Raw genomic sequence first — 16,345 nt, 5'->3', positions numbered from 1 at the left:
TATGTTTTTATAATTTCACTTAACCTGAAATATATTGTCTTAACTGTTCAATCAATTTTCGTTGATCTTCCATGGTGGCTTTGACTAAATCACCAATAGACACAAATCCAACCAGCGTTTCACCTTCAATCACAGGTAAATGGCGTAAGTGTCCGTCAGTCATTAAATTTAAACATTCTTCAACTGTATGGCCACGTGTCACAGAAATCACTCTAGACGTCATAATTTCAGCGACCGTTGTATGGTCAGAGGTACGCTGCATAAGCGCAATTTTACGCGTATAGTCGCGTTCTGAGAGGATTCCGACGACCTTTGTATCTTGAGTGACAACCACAGCACCAATACCTTTGTTTGCCATAAGTGTAATGGCTTCTAATACTGTGGCAGAGGGTGAAATCGTATAAATTTCACGACCAATCTTATCTTGGATTACTTGTGCTACTGTCGTCATAATTATTCTTCCTTTTCTAGGGTGCTTACTAATCTGCACACCTTTAACTTAACTGTATTTTTTAACTTTGCAAATACTTTGCAGTCATAAAAATATAAAGTTTATTTTTTACAACAATTTTAAACCACTAAAAATATATCTTCGCCTTTAAGCTGGTTGAAATTGAACATGACTATGGAAAAAGAAATGTTCCATTTGAGAGGTTGATAGTTTAAATTTTCGAGATGAGGAATTAAACAATGCAGGCATGATATTGAGCCGTGTTAATGTAGGTAACAGTGATTCTCTAAAATCTTTAGGTGTTATTCTGCGAGGGGTGTAGTGAGGCCAATGAATCTTTGCATACTGATGGGCTTGAACAGCGTTTAGCCAAAAAGGAAAATAAACTTCATTTGAACCAGACTTCATTGCCCAGCCATCGTGGTAAAGTCCCCAAAGTACACCACAATACATGAGTGATTTTAAAATAGAAATTTTAATAAACAATTCATTCGAAATGGGTTGAAGATGAATATACTTTGTCATAATTAACAATCTTATTTAGTACATTGCCTATTGTAGTTGAAATTCTTATAAGAACTGTTGGTGCTTTATGCTCAATCGTAAGCATTTATTAAAACAATAAAAAATGTATTGAAAGCGTAATGATTTATTAAAAAATAAAAAAGATAGGGGTTAAAAAAACGCCACCTAGGTGACGTTTTATTATGCTTGCATGGTTGCCATCTTTTGCCAATATTGGGCTTTTAGAGAATCACGTTCAACGCGGAAACCTTGGTAGTAAAGTTCTGCAAGAAACATTGCTGCTTTACCATGACCCGCTTTCGCCGCATCTTCTAATGCTTTTACCGCTTCTACAAAGTTCATTTCACACTGGATTGTATTTACAGCATCTGCATAAACATGTTCTAAGTCTTGGTGAGAGATTTGATGAATCATATATAACTCCTTATTGTAATTATGATCTTTTAACATAGCTCCCCAACGGAGCTTATACTTAACTAATCTAACTTAACTTTATTAAACTAATATTACAATTAGCCTTGGTTGTCAAGCGATTTGAAATCTATGCTTGACGAAGATAAGATTACATGATTAAACATTAATCAGAAATAATATTTATTAAAATCAATATGAGAATTAAGACAAAGGGAGAGCAAAATGACAAACACTATAGATGGCTTTATTTTTGATGTACCCGCTGCTGAGTCTCAGATCGTAGAATTAGCTCAGTATCACCGTAAACAACTGGATGAGGCAATTTATCATCAAGAAATCCATCTTGGGGATTATTGTTTAGCCCAGCGTAAACGCGTGTACGATTATACCCGAAACTTAAATCCAGTGCAAAAAGCGGGCTTTTATCGAATCTATGATGGTGAATTAAGGCGTCTTGCTGATGATGATGATTTGCATCCTGCACATGCAGAGGGGGGAGTGAGTATCTTTGCTGTCAGTATTGCATTGGCAATAATCGCGATTATTTTATATTTCGCATTCTTACGTGCAACGATCCTTTAATTGGCACGATATAGAAATGATTCACGCGTTATTTAACTTGGCTCAAGCCCTTTTCTTGAATAAGAGAAGAGGGCTTTAAATTTCATATCGACAGGCGATGATATCTATGGGGAGAATATTTAAGCGCTGTCGTTCTCGCAATTTTGATCTTAAAGATCATCTTACAACCGATCTTCAGCTGTCTTGAAGAAAGGCCTATATTTTTATGGTCAGGATGATAAACTATCTGTAATTAGAGGTAGTTCATGCAAAAATTCAAAGATTATTTTCAAAAATTATTCTATTCATTTCCTGTGGAAAAAATCTTGAATTCTTTTGTTGTTGTGATCATCGCACTGATGATTTTTCTTGCAACATTGGCTTTAACACGGCCAATTAATCCAGATCAATACAAATATGTGATGCAATATTCACAACAAGCCGCCAATCCCAAGACGCAAAAAATTGCCAATCAATTGCGCCACCAAGATCGTATTTATGTGGTTGAATATTTACGCCTACTACGTGCCTATCATTTTGAAAATCAACAAGTAAAACGATATCCTGCGGTAGATAGTAAAGACCCGCAATAATTGATAATACTCATTTGGCTGGTTCCGCTTGCGGGCGAATTGTTTTTTGAATGATCAAAGTTGGGACATCTGGCATGGCTTGCGTATCCACTTGTTTGTTTTGATTTGTACTGGATTGATCTGGGTTGGCTAAATCCGCACTTAACATGTCTTTTAATGCAGTTTGATCCAATGTTGGTGCAACAACAACCAAAGTGAGACGATCCGCACGAAGATGTTTTTGAATGGCTTTTTGAACTTGTTTGGTGGTGACTTGGCTCAATTGCTTTTGATATTGGGTCAAATAATCCGCAGGAAGTTGATAAAAACCAATCGATGCGATTTGGGCATTGATATTGGCATTGGAACTAAAGGTCATTGGAAATGAACGTAACATGCCTTCTTTGGTTTCTTCGAGCTGTTTTCTTTGGATTGGATTTTTTACAAAATCACGTAAGGCTTGATGTGCAACTTTGATACTGTCCATCAATTGATTTTGTTCAGTGGAATAACTCAAACTAAAAAAACCCTGAGCCAATGTGGAGGTCAAATTACTATACGCTCCATAGGTATAACCCCGTTTAACCCGAAGTTCTTTCATTAAAATGGAATTAAATCCGCTTCCACCAAACATTTGATTGGCAACTTCTAATGCAACACGATCAGGATCGCTGCGCTGAATAGCCAAGTGCCCCATCATCACATTGGCTTGTGTTGAGTTAAATGGAATGTAATGGATATTAAAATCACTTTGATCTTGTGGTTCAGGAAGTGTTTGTGCAGCTTCACCTTGGGTTATATTTTGACTGATTAAATTGGCCAGTTGGGTTGCATCGGCTGCAGTTAAATTACCTGTAATCGCAATATTCATATTTTGGGCAACAAGCAGTTTTTGTCGATAAGCCCTAAGTAGTTCTGGGGTAATTTTTTTAAGGCTCCCATTGGTCCCTACAGTGGGTTCGGCATAAGGATGTTGTCCATATAACGCACGATAAAAGCGAATATTCATAATTCGACTTGGATTTTCTTGGATTTGCTTTTGCCCAACCTTGGTATTATTTAGCACAAGATTTAAACCCGATGGATTAAATTGTGCATGATTCAGCACATGCAACATGGTATTGATGGCAGGGTTTAATTTTTCAGGATCTGACAAGACCCGAAGTCGGACCACAAACATATCACGGTACGCGGTAACGCTAAATTGAGCGCCTAATCCTTCAAATGTAGACGCGATTTCTTTTGCTGTATATTGATCTGTACCTTCAGTGATCAGTTTGGCTGCCATATTTGCCATACCATACAAACCTTTTCCTAGAGCTTCATCCTGTGACGAACCTGCATTAAAGGTGAGTTGAATATCGACAATAGGCAGGTCGGTGGCTGAAACAAACAGTGTTCTGACTTTTTGGTTGTTGGAGAGGTCTTGAACAAAGGGTGCTTGGTACTGTTGATGTTTATCTAAATTTTTTAAGCTCTGTAAGGTCGAATTTGCTTTAAGTGCTGAATCATCTATAACCGCATCCGTTTCATCATGATTGTCTAATTCAACCTCCGCATGGTTAAGGGGGGAGTAGAGTAAGCTGATGCACACAAATAGGGGTATTTTTATCGAATAGGTCGAGAATGGATTAAAATTCATGAGAGATCCTTTTTTATTCTTTTGTACTTTCAGGCATTAAATACAAACTACTCAGATTGGCTTTGACAAAATAAATATTGGCAATTCGTTGTAAATCTTGTGGTGTCACTTTGTCATAATGTTTGGGTAATTCATCCATTAAACGAAAACTTAGGCCGTTTACTTCTAAATTCCCAATCATATTGGCTTGTCCACCAATATCATCCTGACTATAGATTAAATTTGAAACGAAGTTGTTTTTGACACGATCGAGTTCAGTTTGATTGACCAATTCTGTTTTAAATAAATTCATCTCTTTTTCAATCGCTTTTTGTGCCTCATCCAGAGAAACATCATCACTTGGGATCGCGGAGATCATAAATAAACTGTCACCGCGATTATAGGGGTCATAACTGACACTGATTGCGGTCAGCACTTTTTTATCCCGAATCAGACGGTCTTGTAAGCGTGCGGAGATTCCGCCATCCAATAAGGATTGGATAATGGTTAGTGCGTAAGCATCTTGTGGGTTTTTTGCTGTGGCAATGGATTTAACATTCCAAGCCATAAACAAGTTGGGGACTTGTACTGGCAACTGCACTTCCATGTGCCGATACCCCATTCGATCAAACTCTAAAACATCATTACGATCAGGAAGTTCTTTTTTTGGAATTGCCGCAAAATATTTTTCAACCTGTTTAAGTGCCTGTTCTGCATTGACATCTCCCACAATGACCAAAGTCGCATTATTGGGCGTGTACCATGTTTGATACCAATGTTTAAGATCATCCAGACGAATATTCTGTAGGTTTTTCATAAAGCCAATCACTGGTTGACGATGGTGACTGGTTGGATAGGCGATCCATTTAAAACGTTCGTAGGCTAGATTTCGTGGGTTATCATCTGTCCGTTGTCGTCTTTCCTCCATAACCACTTTGATTTCAGGATCAAAATCTTGTTGTTTGAGGACCAGATTCGTCATACGGTCTGCTTCAAGTTCCAATGCCAATGGAAAATACTTCTTAGGGTAAAGCTGATAATAGTTGGTGTAATTTGTATATGTGGCAGCGTTGGTGCGGCCACCATAAATTCGACTCAAACGAGCAAACTCATCATCAGGAACTTTTTTAGTTCCTTTAAACATCATATGTTCAAGCACATGCGAAATACCAAGTACATTACCTGACTCATCACTACTCCCCACGCCGTACCAGATTTGGGTCATAACAATTGGTGAACGATGATCTTCACGGATAATCACTTTTAAACCATTTTTTAGTGTGGTTTCAAAGGTGGTCCTAGAGAGTTGGCTTTGAGGTGCTGCCTGAAGTTGCGTATTTACCGTGTTAAAAGATAAAAATAAAAGTGGCGCAAGTATAACTTTGGATTGTCTAAGAAGATTTAAGAATTTAGATTTCAGAATATACACAGATAACCCAAAAATTTATTTCAAATTTAGAACTATTCTTAAAAAATTAATGATTTAAAGCAAGGCTGGAATGTTGCATTTTGGTTTGCTTGTTTTATCGCTGCTTTAACGCTAAAAATGATGCAATCTATGCTAAACTCATTCTTTTTTAACGCTATGCTTTTCAAGGAATCGGCATGCAAGAACAGCAAAATAAATTCTTGATTGATGCGGATATCGGGGATGACGATGTCACATTACCTAGTTTACCAGCCGTCAATGTGCCTATTATTGAAAATAATGTAGAAACACCTAAAACGGAACCTGTTCAAACTGAGAGCCAAGACGAACAGATTGAATCGGCAGATGAAAAATCTAAAGGTGGCTTTTTTAGCCGCATGAAAGAAGGTTTGACCAAATCGCGTAAAAGCCTTGCCGATGGTATGGTCAATATCCTGATTGGTGGTAAAGAAATTGATGATGAGTTGCTCGAAGAAGTAGAAGAGCAACTTTTGGTTGCTGATATCGGGGTAGAGGCGACTAAAACCATTATTGCGAATTTGACTGAGCGTACAGAACGTGGTGATTTGATTTACTCACATTCATTGTATAAAGCGCTACAAGAAGAGCTGGTTGCTTTACTTGCACCTCGGGTAAAACCATTGCATATCGATCCCAATAAAAATCCATTTGTGATTTTGGTGGTGGGTGTAAATGGTGTGGGTAAAACCACCACGATTGGTAAATTAGCCAAACGTTTACAAGGTGAAGGCAAGAAAGTCATGCTTGCGGCAGGAGATACCTTCCGTGCAGCGGCAACTGAGCAACTTCAAATCTGGGGTGAACGTAACAATATTGCTGTCGTGGCTCAAGGCCATGGTGCAGATAGTGCTTCAGTCATTTTTGATGCCTTTGAAAGTGCACGTGCCAAAGGTGTGGACGTTTTAATTGCTGATACAGCAGGGCGTTTGCATAATAAAAGTAACTTGATGTCTGAGTTGACTAAAGTAAAACGTGTGATGCAAAAAATTGATGCAACTGCGCCACATGAAGTGATGTTGGTGGTGGATGCTGGTACTGGTCAAAACGCGATTAACCAAGTTGAAATGTTTGACGAAGCTGTAGGCTTAACAGGTTTAACCATTACCAAATTAGATGGAACAGCAAAGGGTGGTGTGTTGTTTAATATTGCCAGTCGTACCCATGTACCAATTCGATATATTGGTGTGGGTGAGAAGATTGATGATTTACGTCCATTCTCTGCAAAATCATTTGTCGCTGCACTGTTTGAAACAGATAAATAATTTAGAAAACTATTTATTTTAAATGAGACTCCGCTTTATGCGGAGTTTTTATTTTCTAAGATTGGGGTTGATGGTGGTATGTTATTGAAAGAAGGCATCATAAGAATGCCATCAAGTTGTACTTTAATGCGATGTCTAGAATCATCTGTTCAGATTTGCAATATTTTTACCACAAAACAAGCAATGAAAAGTATATAGGATATTTGCCATATTCTTATCATTGAAAAGCTCAAGGCAATAGGCTGAGTTTAATGGTAAATTTTAATTAAATTGTTTGATTAATAAATACTTTAATTACAATTCAAAAAGGGGACCACATAAAACACGATAGCATTTTAAAATGCCCGATTTCACATATTGTTCTAAATATAGAACACATTGTTATGTATATAAGCATGACGAAACTAAGAATGATGCAATACACTCAAACCATGTTAAATAACACGACCCATTTGGTCATAGAAGGATTAACACCATGTCATTTTTAAATCAAATCAAACAACGCCGTACAATTTATGCAATTGGTAGAGATTTAAGCTTAGACCAAGCGAAAATTGAAGAAATCATCAAAGATGCAATCAAGCATAGCCCATCTTCATTTAACTCACAGTCTTCTCGTGCTGTGATTTTATTTGGTGATTCACATGTTAAATTCTGGACAATCGTTTTAGAAACTTTACGTAAAATCGTTCCAGCTGAAGCATTTGAAGGAACTTCGGGTAAAATTAACAGCTTTATCGCTGGTGCTGGTTCAGTGTTGTTTTATGAAGATTTAAGCGTGATCAAAGCTCTACAAGAACAATTCCCATTATATGCTGATAATTTCCCAGTATGGTCTGAGCATTCAACTGGTATTGCACAATTTGCAACTTGGACTGCATTGGCTGAAGCGGGTATTGGTGCATCTTTACAACATTATAATCCAATCGTGGATGAAGAAGTGGCAGCAACATTTGATGTACCTGCTGACTGGAAACTTCGCGCACAATTAGTATTTGGTTCAATCGAAGCACCAGCGGGCGGAAAAACATTTATTGATGATGCAACACGTTTTAAAACTTTTAACTAAGTGAAGCATTTCGTTTTAAGCTAAGGTCTATTGCTTATTTAGCTTAGACCTTGCGATTCCAGAAACCTGTTTAGAATGAAAATTTTAAACAGGTTTTTTATGTGCAGCACGTTATCTCTACTTGTCGCCAGATAATAGATCGACGCTGTATAATTAAATAATCTAAAAAAGTATAAGTGGTTTAAAAAAATTATGCGATTCCACCTTGTTGCTAAAGATTCCAATCATCTAAATTGAAACAATAAGATGAGATTTGAACAAACAGAAAAAATATAAGTGAGTCGAACAATTCTTTACACAGAATTATGGATTGGTTTTATCGACATTTAGCGCTATTCATGGCTTAATCTTTGCTCAAGGAATAAAAGTGTATAAAAAAATGGGAAAATTAGGGTTGATTCAGCACTTTGGTCTAATTTAGACATTTTAAAAAATTTATACACTGTTAAAAAGCGATTTAAGTTGATGATTTAGTTGATGGTGTTGCTGTATTTTTGATCATTATTTTTTAAGTTAATGTAGCTATTTTTTTAATTAAAATGATCACTATTTAGCAATGTGATAGTACTATTCAGCATGGTTTAAATCGGTATACTAGAAACTCTTGTTATAAAAAGTAGCAATATCAGGAAAGACAATGACTGCACGTATTCAAAAAGGCAAGTTAGCGATTGCTAAAGAACTTTACGATTTCATCGAAAATGAAGCACTACCAGGTTCTGGTTTAGATAGTGAAACATACTGGAAAAACTTTGAGCAAGTTGTTGTCGATCTTAGCCCTAAGAATAAGGCGCTTTTAGCGAAGCGTGATGAGATTCAGGCTAAAATTGATGAATGGCACCGCAACAATAAATTTGAACTCCAAGCTTATAAAGCTTTCCTAAAAGAAATTGGCTACTTATTACCAGAAGTAGAAGATTTTCAAATCAGTACAGAAAATGTAGATGAAGAAATCGCATTATTGGCTGGTTCGCAGTTGGTAGTACCTGTGCGTAATGCACGTTATTGCTTAAATGCGGCAAATGCACGTTGGGGTTCTTTATACGATGCGCTTTACGGTTTTGACGTGATCTCTGAAGAAGGTGGCGCGGAAAAAGGTAAAGGCTATAACCCTGTTCGTGGCGATAAAGTTATCGCATTTGCTAAGAATTTCTTAAATGAAACATTCCCATTGGCAAATGGTTCACATGCAGATGCAACAAAATATGCTGTTGAAGGCAAAAAACTTGTTGTAAGCCTTAAAGATGGTTCAACCTCGACTTTGGCGAAAGAATCACAATTTGTCGGCTTTAATGGCGAAGAATCTGCACCTGTTGAAATTGTACTTTTAAATAACGGCTTACACGTTGTTATTGAAATTGATGCAAATAGCCCAGTGGGTAAAACTGATGCGGCGGGTGTTAAAGATCTTGTTTTAGAAGCTGCTGTTACTACGATTCAAGATTTGGAAGATTCGATTGCTGCTGTAGATGCAGAAGAGAAAGTAGAAGGCTACCGTAACTGGTTAGGTCTAATGAAAGGTACGCTTGAAGAATCAATTGAGAAGAACGGTAAAACCGTGACGCGTACATTGAATAAAGATCGTACACATAAGAACTTGATCGGTGGTGAAACAACACTTCATGGTCGTTCATTGATGCTTCTTCGTAACGTTGGTCATTTAATGACGAACCCTGCGATCCTTGTAGATGGTGCTGAAATCTACGAAGGTATTATGGATGCTTTAATTACACCATTATTGACTTTTGCAGACATCAAAGGCCAAAACGAAAACAAAAACTCTCGTAAAGGGTCAATGTATATCGTTAAGCCAAAAATGCATGGTCCTGAAGAAGTTGCATTCGCTGTTGAATTGTTTGAACGTTCTGAACAAGCACTTGGCTTACCAGCGAAAACGTTGAAAATCGGGATTATGGATGAAGAACGCCGTACATCTGTAAACTTGAAAAACTGTATTGCACAGGCGAAAGACCGTACTATTTTCATCAATACTGGTTTCATGGACCGTACAGGTGATGAAATTCATACCTTTATGGAAGCAGGTCCTTTCGTTCGTAAAGGTGAAGTGAAAAGCCAAATTTGGTTCCCAGCTTATGAAAACCGTAATGTGATGGTCGGTCTACAAGCAGGTTTACGTGGTAAAGCACAGATTGGTAAAGGCATGTGGCCTAAACCTGACATGCTTTTAGACATGTATAAAACCAAAATTGAACATCCAGAAGCAGGTGCAAGCTGTGCATGGGTTCCTTCACCATCAGGTGCTGTGATTCACGCGATTCATTATCATCAATGTAATGTTTCAGCACGCCAACAAGAGTTATTGAAAACTGAAGCGCTTCCGTTAGATGACTTGTTGACACCGCCTTTAGCCACAGATACAAACTGGACTGAAGAAGAGAAGACCAAAGAGCTTGAAAATAACCTTCAAGGTATCTTGGGTTATGTTGTTCGTTGGGTTGATTTAGGTGTGGGGTGTTCTAAAGTGCCAGACATTAACAATGTCGGTTTAATGGAAGATCGCGCGACTTTACGTATTTCTTCTCAGCACGTTGCGAACTGGTTACGTCATGGTATTGTGACTAAAGCGCAAGTTGAAGAAGTTATGCAGCGTATGGCGAAAATTGTTGATGAACAAAATGCCAATGACTCTGAATATAGCAACATGGCACCTGGTTTTGACGGTTATGCATACAAAGCTGCTTATGATTTAGTATTCAAAGGTGGCGAACAGCCGTCTGGTTATACTGAGCCATTATTGCATGCGTATCGCTTAAAGTTAAAAGGCTATACAGGTGATTAATTTTATCGTCTAATTTATCCTATTAACTTATCAATAAAGCCTCTTCGGAGGCTTTATTATTTTTATGGTTTATTTTAAATGTTGCTTTGCTTTCATATATAAAATTTGTAGACGTGACTTTGAGTTTTCAGCCAATAAGATAAAATCTCTGATACAATTTAACGGAATTAATCATTAAGCTGAATTATAAATGACATCAATTCTGAAATTAGATGCGCTGAAAAATGCTGAAGTTGCGAGTACGCCTTATCCGTATTTCGTAGTTGAAAATGCTTTGGCTGATAGTGAAGTCCAGGCGGTAATCCAAGACTTTCCTAAAATTGAACAGGGCGGAAGCTTTAACATCGAAGATGTAGAAATTAAGCCTAATTTTGATCGATTTCTAAAATCATTGGATACACCAGAATTTCGTCAAATTTTAACAGATAAATTTGATGTGAATGTGATGGAACATCCGATGATGATTACTTTACGTGGTTATTCTCGTCAAAAAGATGGGCGGATTCACAGTGATTCAAAAAGCAAATTGTTGACGGTTTTGATCTATTTAAATGAATCTTGGGATGCGCCGAATGGACGTTTACGCATTCTTAATGATGATAAAGACATCAATAACTATGTCACTGAAATTAATGCAGGTCCGGGTTCACTGGTTGCATTTAAAGTAACTGACAATGGTTGGCATGGCTATATTCCTTATGAGGGGCAACGTCAATCTATTCAAATTAACTTTTTGACCAGCGAAAAAGCCAATGCAAAACATAAGTTTTTCCATGGCTTAAGTGCCAAAGTGAAAAAGATTTTTGGATAAAAGCTAAGTGAAGAGGGTAAACTTCGGTTTATCCCCAATTGAAATTGTGAGCTGTCTCAAGTTTTTATCAATGTCTCATCAATGGATAGTGCAATAGATAAATTCAACAATTATAAATCAATATTTTAAATCTTATTATGTGTGCCAATTTTAAACCTATCAGCTTATTACAAGTTCAGCAGCTTGGCTTACCTGCGATTCCTTTCCTTTATGAAGAAGAAATATTTCCAAGCTTTCAAACGCCGTTGTTATTTAAATCCGATCAAGGGCTTGAGTGGCGTTTAGTCAACTTTGGTTTAGTGCCAAAATGGGCTGAGGATAAAGATGCTGCAAAACATACTTATAATGCAAGAAATGAAACCCTGATGGAAAAACGCAGTTTTGTCGAGGCTTTTAGCAAGTGCCAATTTGGTGTGATCCCCGTAACAGAATTTTATGAATCCAAATATATCAACGGTCGACCACAACGGTGGGGTGTACGACGTAAAGATGGTCAGGCTTTTTATATTGCTGCACTGTATGAGATTACCCGATTAAAAACCGGTGAAGTTGTTCGTTCAGCCACCATGATCAGTATGGATGCCCACACCCACTCGATGATGAGTGAATTTCATGAACCTCGAACAGATAAACGTTCGGTGGTGGTCATTCCACATCACCGACTTGATGAATGGTTGGGTTTACAGCAACCCAATATTTTGAGTTTTATTGAGGGGTTCCCTGTGGCTGAGTTTGAGTGTTTTTATTGCCCCAAAAGATCGAATAACAAAAACTCGCCACAGTTGAACATCTTTGATGAAGAATCTTAACAATTAATGTGCAAGATTCTTAAAGATGATTTTTAAATTTTCCATGGTTTTTTCAATTTGTAGTGGTGTTAAACCGTCAAATGACTGTTCAAGTACAACACTCATTAAATCATTAATTTTATGGGTCATTTGTTGCCCAGATTCGGTTAAATGTACCCGTGTGATACGTGCATCATGTCCACAAGAATAGGTTTCGACAAATCCTTCCTCTTTAAGTCGATACACAATTTTGGTCGTCGTTGACATTTTTGAAACGATCATTTCTGAAAGCTCTGAGACACTTGCATCTGGTTTTGCTTCTAACGCGACCAATAATCGACGTCTCGAGTTGTCTACCCCATACTTTTTAAGTACGTGATCTAAATTTAAAACATACTGCGAATGAACTTGAGTGATCCAGTAGTATGGGAAATTTTCGATGTTAAAATTTTCAGCAGTAGGTAAAAATTTTGCATATTTTTTAGTCATTTAGAGGTCCCTGTTTTTTGTAATTATTGCCATATATTAAGCGCTAATCATATTTTACTTTGAATACTTGAATCAATATGTGATAGTTCACTTAATGAAAAAAACAATTAAAATTGACGAAATGTAAATTTTTCTTGAAGTAAACTTAAGCTAAAGTATCAAGTAAAAGCATTGTATAACTGTCTCTGTTTAGGTAAAAAAGTAGAAATACTTTGCGTAAATTTAGTCGCTTCTTCATGCAATATGGAATGAAGAAAAATCCATACTCTAATTTTGCTGTTGAAGACAAGGTCTCAAAAGCAACGCTAGAAGTTGATTTTTATTAAATGTCCTTGTGTCATAGTGGTTGATCCTATGTATTTCGGCTTACTCAACTATAAAATTACCAAGAAAATGATATTAAAAGCAAGCTTATTTGTTAAAAAAATTAACATCTGATGTTATTTTAACTGAAAAATGAAAGAAATCAACTTGGCTTAACTGTAATTAATTCATGTTGATTGGGTCATAATGTGAATAAATCTAAGTATTTCTTCTCTAAATACCTGTATATCCGATTGAAAATCATTCATTAAATTAAAGCGATTTATACCTTTAGAAGGTAAGTAGCATTTAATAACTATAGTTATACACAATTTATATTGAAAAAATCCAATGACATTTTTGTTAGATTGGGTGAAAATTAAATTGAATAAGATGAATCGGCATCTATAAAGCATTAAATTCGCATTGTGAGGAGAGTGATTACACAGAATTCACTTGTATCACTAAGTTACCCATAAGAAAAATCTTAAATAAATGTAAAATTTTTGTGAAAAATAATTACAACTGCAAGATATTGTGCATAATTAAGCTAATTTAGTTGAAAAGGTTTCATTCATGGATCCGTCGTCGTGTAGGTCAAATTTATTTTTCTCCGCTTTATATATTGATAATAATAAGCAGGAGCTCTAATAATGGAATTTTTATTAGACCCTGGGATTTGGGTTGGTCTTTTAACCCTGATTGTTTTAGAAATTGTACTGGGTATCGATAATCTGGTCTTTATCGCCATTCTTGCAGATAAACTTCCTCCAGAACAACGAGACAAAGCACGTATTATTGGCTTATCTTTAGCCTTAATTATGCGTTTAGGCTTGCTGTCTATTATTTCGTGGTTGGTCACATTAACCAAGCCTTTAATCACCTTTGGTGGGTTGTCTTTCTCAGGTCGAGACTTAATCTTATTATTCGGTGGACTGTTCCTCGTCTATAAAGCTGTTACTGAGCTACATGAAAAAATGGAAGGCAAACCTGAGGTTAAAAGTTCAGGTGCAGTTGTTTATGCAAGCTTCTGGGCGGTTGTGGCGCAAATTATCGTTTTAGATGCTGTATTTTCACTTGATTCAGTGATTACCGCGATCGGTATGGTCGACAATATCTACGTGATGATGGCTGCTGTAACGATTGCTGTGGTTGTGATGTTGATTGCGTCTAAGCCGTTAACTGCTTTTGTCAATAAGCATCCGACTGTCGTGATTCTATGTTTAAGTTTCCTACTGTTGATTGGTGTGAGCTTAATCGCGGAAGGTTTTGGTTTCCATATTCCGAAAGGCTATATCTATTCGGGTATTGGTGTAGCAATTTTAATTGAAGCCTTTAACCAGTTTTCCAGCCGTAATGTTGAAAAGCATCAGTCGAAAACGCCACTGCGTCATCGTACCGCAGATTCAATTTTAAAATTGATGGGAAGCAAGCTGGATGCAGATTTATTACAAAGCCCTGAAGCTTTAGCCGCTCAAAAAGCCTTTGGTGATGAAGAACGCTATATGGTTGGTGGCGTACTGACCCTTGCTGAACGTTCAGTTGCCTCAATTATGACACCAAGAAATCAAATTTCGTGGATCGATCTTGAAGATGATGCGGAGAGTATTCGTCAGCAAATCTTGGCTGTACCACATAGTTTATTCCCAGTATGTCGTGGACAATTGGATAAAGTGGTTACAGTTGTCCGTGCTAAAGAGTTAATTGATGTGCTGGATGAACCAGAGCAATTACAAGCTTTACTTAAACGTAGTCGTCCAATTTTTATTTTTGAAAAAATGAAAGTAATTGACGCGATTCATACTTTAAGAACATCTAAGGGTTCTTTGGTCTTGGTGAGTAATGAATTTGGCAATATCCAAGGTTTGATTTCTCCATTGGATGTGTTTGAGGCAATTGCAGGTGAGTTCCCTGATGCAGATGAACAGCTAGAGTTGATCAAATTGAATGATACAACGTGGAAGGCGTCAGGCATGCTGGACTTGTATCAGCTTGAGTTGGAACTTGGTATGTTGGATCTGGTTCAAGAAGACTCAGGTTACTTTAGCGTAGCAGGTTTGATTTTAGACAAGACTCAAGGCGAAGCAAAAGTAGGCACTCAGATTGAACAAGAGGGCATTTGGTTTGAAGTCATCGAAATGGATGAAAATCGGATCAAGACGGTAAAAATTACCCGTCCAGAACAATTTTCGTAACTGTTTTATGATTAAACCGCAAGCAGATATTGCAGATATAAAAACTAAGTAGAAAAATGCCTCATTGATGAGGCATTTTTTTTGAATAAAAAGAGCACTTAGATAGGATTACTTATCTAAGTACTTAAAACTAAAAATTAATTAAAAATATTTTGTGTCATCGTTGGCCATAAATTTTGGTGTGATTTCTTAAACATCAACATATGACCAATGACTTTATGACCTGTATCTTTCGGTTTAAGCTCTATCATTTCTGTGGTGGCTTTGGGATACAAGCGAAGTAAGTCTTTGACATTGGCTTCAGTGGCGATCTCATCATCCGATGACCAATACACCGTAATTGGGCATTGAATTTCGTTGTGATAGTCCTCGAAAATCGTTTTACCTATAGCGTTCATCACATAACCAGGTTTACTGCAAAATTCAGCCCATTGTTTTGCAACATTTTTGGGTAAATTTTCTCCCATGCCTAAAAACTTGGTTGCGCCATAGCCTTTGACTAAGCTCGAAACAGGGAAGATCATCTTAAACATGACAGGCGCCATATGTTTGGTTCGCCCTTTAAGTCCTTTGACATGTCCTGTAGAACCTGAAATTGCAATCACTTGTGCCACTTTCTTGTAGTTAGAAACAATGCCTAATAATTGTCCGCCAGCACTATGACCTAAAAGTATAACTTGTTGTTTTCCTGTCTTATTCAGCAAAGTTTCAATGGCCGCAGGAATATCCAGTTGCCCCCAGTCTTGGATACTTGCTTTGGATTGACGAAGAGGACCGTGTAAGGACTCACCTATACCACGGAAATCGAAGACCAGAACATCTGAACCTTGTTGAGCAAGCCACTCTATAAAATGATGATAAAAACCTTGGGTAATCCCTGTTGCAGGGCAAACTAAAATAGGCAATCGATGGGTTGATTGTTTTGCCGGATAAAAACGTGCAGTTAAGCTATAGCTATCTGCACAAGTTATGGTTAAATTTTCAAATGTATTCATAACAATTCAATGAGTATGCTTTGATGATTACTTTACATA

General features: G+C 37.1%; 15 protein-coding genes. 8 read left to right on the top strand and 7 right to left on the bottom strand.

Annotated elements, in window-relative coordinates; translation table 11 throughout:
* Positions 1 to 19: 19 nt before the first annotated feature.
* From M2R48_RS12595 to M2R48_RS12585, 3 genes are all read right to left on the bottom strand, one after another.
* Positions 20 to 451: a CBS domain-containing protein gene (locus M2R48_RS12595; RefSeq protein WP_004822228.1), complete on the bottom strand. Its 432-nt coding sequence runs from the start codon at positions 449 to 451 to the stop codon at positions 20 to 22.
* Positions 452 to 598: 147 nt separating this feature from the next.
* A complete protein-coding gene (locus M2R48_RS12590) occupies positions 599 to 976 on the bottom strand; it encodes a DUF2750 domain-containing protein (RefSeq protein ID WP_262086343.1) in 378 nt (125 codons plus the stop codon).
* A 180-nt stretch (positions 977 to 1,156) separates the two neighbouring features.
* Positions 1,157 to 1,390, bottom strand: a complete 234-nt coding sequence (locus M2R48_RS12585; RefSeq protein ID WP_004719607.1) for a hypothetical protein — start codon at positions 1,388 to 1,390, stop codon at positions 1,157 to 1,159.
* A gap of 222 nt (positions 1,391 to 1,612) precedes the next feature.
* Here M2R48_RS12585 and M2R48_RS12580 point away from each other — a divergent pair, with 222 nt between their 5' ends.
* Together M2R48_RS12580 and M2R48_RS12575 are read left to right on the top strand one after the other, a co-directional pair.
* A complete protein-coding gene (locus M2R48_RS12580) occupies positions 1,613 to 1,972 on the top strand; it encodes a hypothetical protein (RefSeq protein ID WP_004822225.1) in 360 nt (119 codons plus the stop codon).
* Positions 1,973 to 2,217: 245 nt separating this feature from the next.
* Positions 2,218 to 2,544, top strand: a complete 327-nt coding sequence (locus tag M2R48_RS12575) for a hypothetical protein (RefSeq protein ID WP_262086342.1) — start codon at positions 2,218 to 2,220, stop codon at positions 2,542 to 2,544.
* A gap of 10 nt (positions 2,545 to 2,554) precedes the next feature.
* Here M2R48_RS12575 and M2R48_RS12570 read toward each other — a convergent pair whose 3' ends face one another.
* Positions 2,555 to 4,165, bottom strand: a complete 1,611-nt coding sequence (locus M2R48_RS12570; protein ID WP_262086341.1) for a M16 family metallopeptidase — start codon at positions 4,163 to 4,165, stop codon at positions 2,555 to 2,557.
* A gap of 13 nt (positions 4,166 to 4,178) precedes the next feature.
* Positions 4,179 to 5,573 carry a M16 family metallopeptidase gene (locus M2R48_RS12565; RefSeq protein WP_262086340.1) on the bottom strand — a complete coding sequence of 465 codons (1,395 nt, stop codon included), beginning with the start codon at positions 5,571 to 5,573 and terminating at the stop codon, positions 4,179 to 4,181.
* Between the two features lie 176 nt (positions 5,574 to 5,749).
* Here M2R48_RS12565 and ftsY point away from each other — a divergent pair, with 176 nt between their 5' ends.
* The 5 genes from ftsY to M2R48_RS12540 all read left to right on the top strand — a co-directional run bounded on the left by ftsY (position 5,750) and on the right by M2R48_RS12540 (position 12,345).
* Positions 5,750 to 6,856 carry a signal recognition particle-docking protein FtsY gene (gene ftsY, locus M2R48_RS12560; RefSeq protein WP_262086339.1) on the top strand — a complete coding sequence of 369 codons (1,107 nt, stop codon included), beginning with the start codon at positions 5,750 to 5,752 and terminating at the stop codon, positions 6,854 to 6,856.
* Positions 6,857 to 7,331: 475 nt separating this feature from the next.
* Positions 7,332 to 7,925: a nitroreductase family protein gene (locus M2R48_RS12555; protein ID WP_262086338.1), complete on the top strand. Its 594-nt coding sequence runs from the start codon at positions 7,332 to 7,334 to the stop codon at positions 7,923 to 7,925.
* Between the two features lie 637 nt (positions 7,926 to 8,562).
* Positions 8,563 to 10,725: a malate synthase G gene (locus M2R48_RS12550; protein WP_004822212.1), complete on the top strand. Its 2,163-nt coding sequence runs from the start codon at positions 8,563 to 8,565 to the stop codon at positions 10,723 to 10,725.
* A 190-nt stretch (positions 10,726 to 10,915) separates the two neighbouring features.
* Complete coding sequence (locus tag M2R48_RS12545; RefSeq protein WP_004719624.1) at positions 10,916 to 11,536, top strand: 2OG-Fe(II) oxygenase; 621 nt, start codon at positions 10,916 to 10,918, stop codon at positions 11,534 to 11,536.
* Between the two features lie 137 nt (positions 11,537 to 11,673).
* The gene (locus M2R48_RS12540) at positions 11,674 to 12,345 is read left to right on the top strand and encodes an SOS response-associated peptidase (RefSeq protein WP_262086337.1); all 672 of its coding nucleotides are present in this window, start codon (positions 11,674 to 11,676) and stop codon (positions 12,343 to 12,345) included.
* A 3-nt stretch (positions 12,346 to 12,348) separates the two neighbouring features.
* Here M2R48_RS12540 and M2R48_RS12535 read toward each other — a convergent pair whose 3' ends face one another.
* Entirely contained in the window at positions 12,349 to 12,813 is a 465-nt protein-coding gene (locus M2R48_RS12535; RefSeq protein WP_262086336.1) for a MarR family winged helix-turn-helix transcriptional regulator, read from the bottom strand.
* Between the two features lie 956 nt (positions 12,814 to 13,769).
* Here M2R48_RS12535 and M2R48_RS12530 point away from each other — a divergent pair.
* Entirely contained in the window at positions 13,770 to 15,311 is a 1,542-nt protein-coding gene (locus tag M2R48_RS12530; protein WP_262086335.1) for a TerC family protein, read from the top strand.
* 137 nt (positions 15,312 to 15,448) lie between these two features.
* Here M2R48_RS12530 and M2R48_RS12525 read toward each other — a convergent pair whose 3' ends face one another.
* Positions 15,449 to 16,306: an alpha/beta fold hydrolase gene (locus tag M2R48_RS12525; RefSeq protein ID WP_262086334.1), complete on the bottom strand. Its 858-nt coding sequence runs from the start codon at positions 16,304 to 16,306 to the stop codon at positions 15,449 to 15,451.
* Between the last annotated feature and the right edge of the window lie 39 nt (positions 16,307 to 16,345).

Origin of the sequence: Acinetobacter sp. I-MWF, from assembly GCF_025433935.1 — a bacterium.
GTDB classification, from domain to species: domain Bacteria; phylum Pseudomonadota; class Gammaproteobacteria; order Pseudomonadales; family Moraxellaceae; genus Acinetobacter; species Acinetobacter guillouiae.
This window is presented reverse-complemented; position numbering and strand designations above follow the sequence as displayed.

What these genes read in the sequence shown, in the direction of transcription:
- M2R48_RS12595 (WP_004822228.1), bottom strand. Translation starts at nt 451, where the DNA reads ATGACGACAGTAGCACAAGTAATCCAAGATAAGATTGGTCGTGAAATT.
- M2R48_RS12590 (WP_262086343.1), bottom strand. Translation starts at nt 976, where the DNA reads ATGACAAAGTATATTCATCTTCAACCCATTTCGAATGAATTGTTTATT.
- M2R48_RS12585 (WP_004719607.1), bottom strand. Translation starts at nt 1,390, where the DNA reads ATGATTCATCAAATCTCTCACCAAGACTTAGAACATGTTTATGCAGAT.
- M2R48_RS12580 (WP_004822225.1), top strand. Translation starts at nt 1,613, where the DNA reads ATGACAAACACTATAGATGGCTTTATTTTTGATGTACCCGCTGCTGAG.
- M2R48_RS12575 (WP_262086342.1), top strand. Translation starts at nt 2,218, where the DNA reads ATGCAAAAATTCAAAGATTATTTTCAAAAATTATTCTATTCATTTCCT.
- M2R48_RS12570 (WP_262086341.1), bottom strand. Translation starts at nt 4,165, where the DNA reads ATGAATTTTAATCCATTCTCGACCTATTCGATAAAAATACCCCTATTT.
- ftsY (WP_262086339.1), top strand. Translation starts at nt 5,750, where the DNA reads ATGCAAGAACAGCAAAATAAATTCTTGATTGATGCGGATATCGGGGAT.
- M2R48_RS12555 (WP_262086338.1), top strand. Translation starts at nt 7,332, where the DNA reads ATGTCATTTTTAAATCAAATCAAACAACGCCGTACAATTTATGCAATT.
- M2R48_RS12550 (WP_004822212.1), top strand. Translation starts at nt 8,563, where the DNA reads ATGACTGCACGTATTCAAAAAGGCAAGTTAGCGATTGCTAAAGAACTT.
- M2R48_RS12545 (WP_004719624.1), top strand. Translation starts at nt 10,916, where the DNA reads ATGACATCAATTCTGAAATTAGATGCGCTGAAAAATGCTGAAGTTGCG.
- M2R48_RS12540 (WP_262086337.1), top strand. Translation starts at nt 11,674, where the DNA reads ATGTGTGCCAATTTTAAACCTATCAGCTTATTACAAGTTCAGCAGCTT.
- M2R48_RS12535 (WP_262086336.1), bottom strand. Translation starts at nt 12,813, where the DNA reads ATGACTAAAAAATATGCAAAATTTTTACCTACTGCTGAAAATTTTAAC.
- M2R48_RS12530 (WP_262086335.1), top strand. Translation starts at nt 13,770, where the DNA reads ATGGAATTTTTATTAGACCCTGGGATTTGGGTTGGTCTTTTAACCCTG.
- M2R48_RS12525 (WP_262086334.1), bottom strand. Translation starts at nt 16,306, where the DNA reads ATGAATACATTTGAAAATTTAACCATAACTTGTGCAGATAGCTATAGC.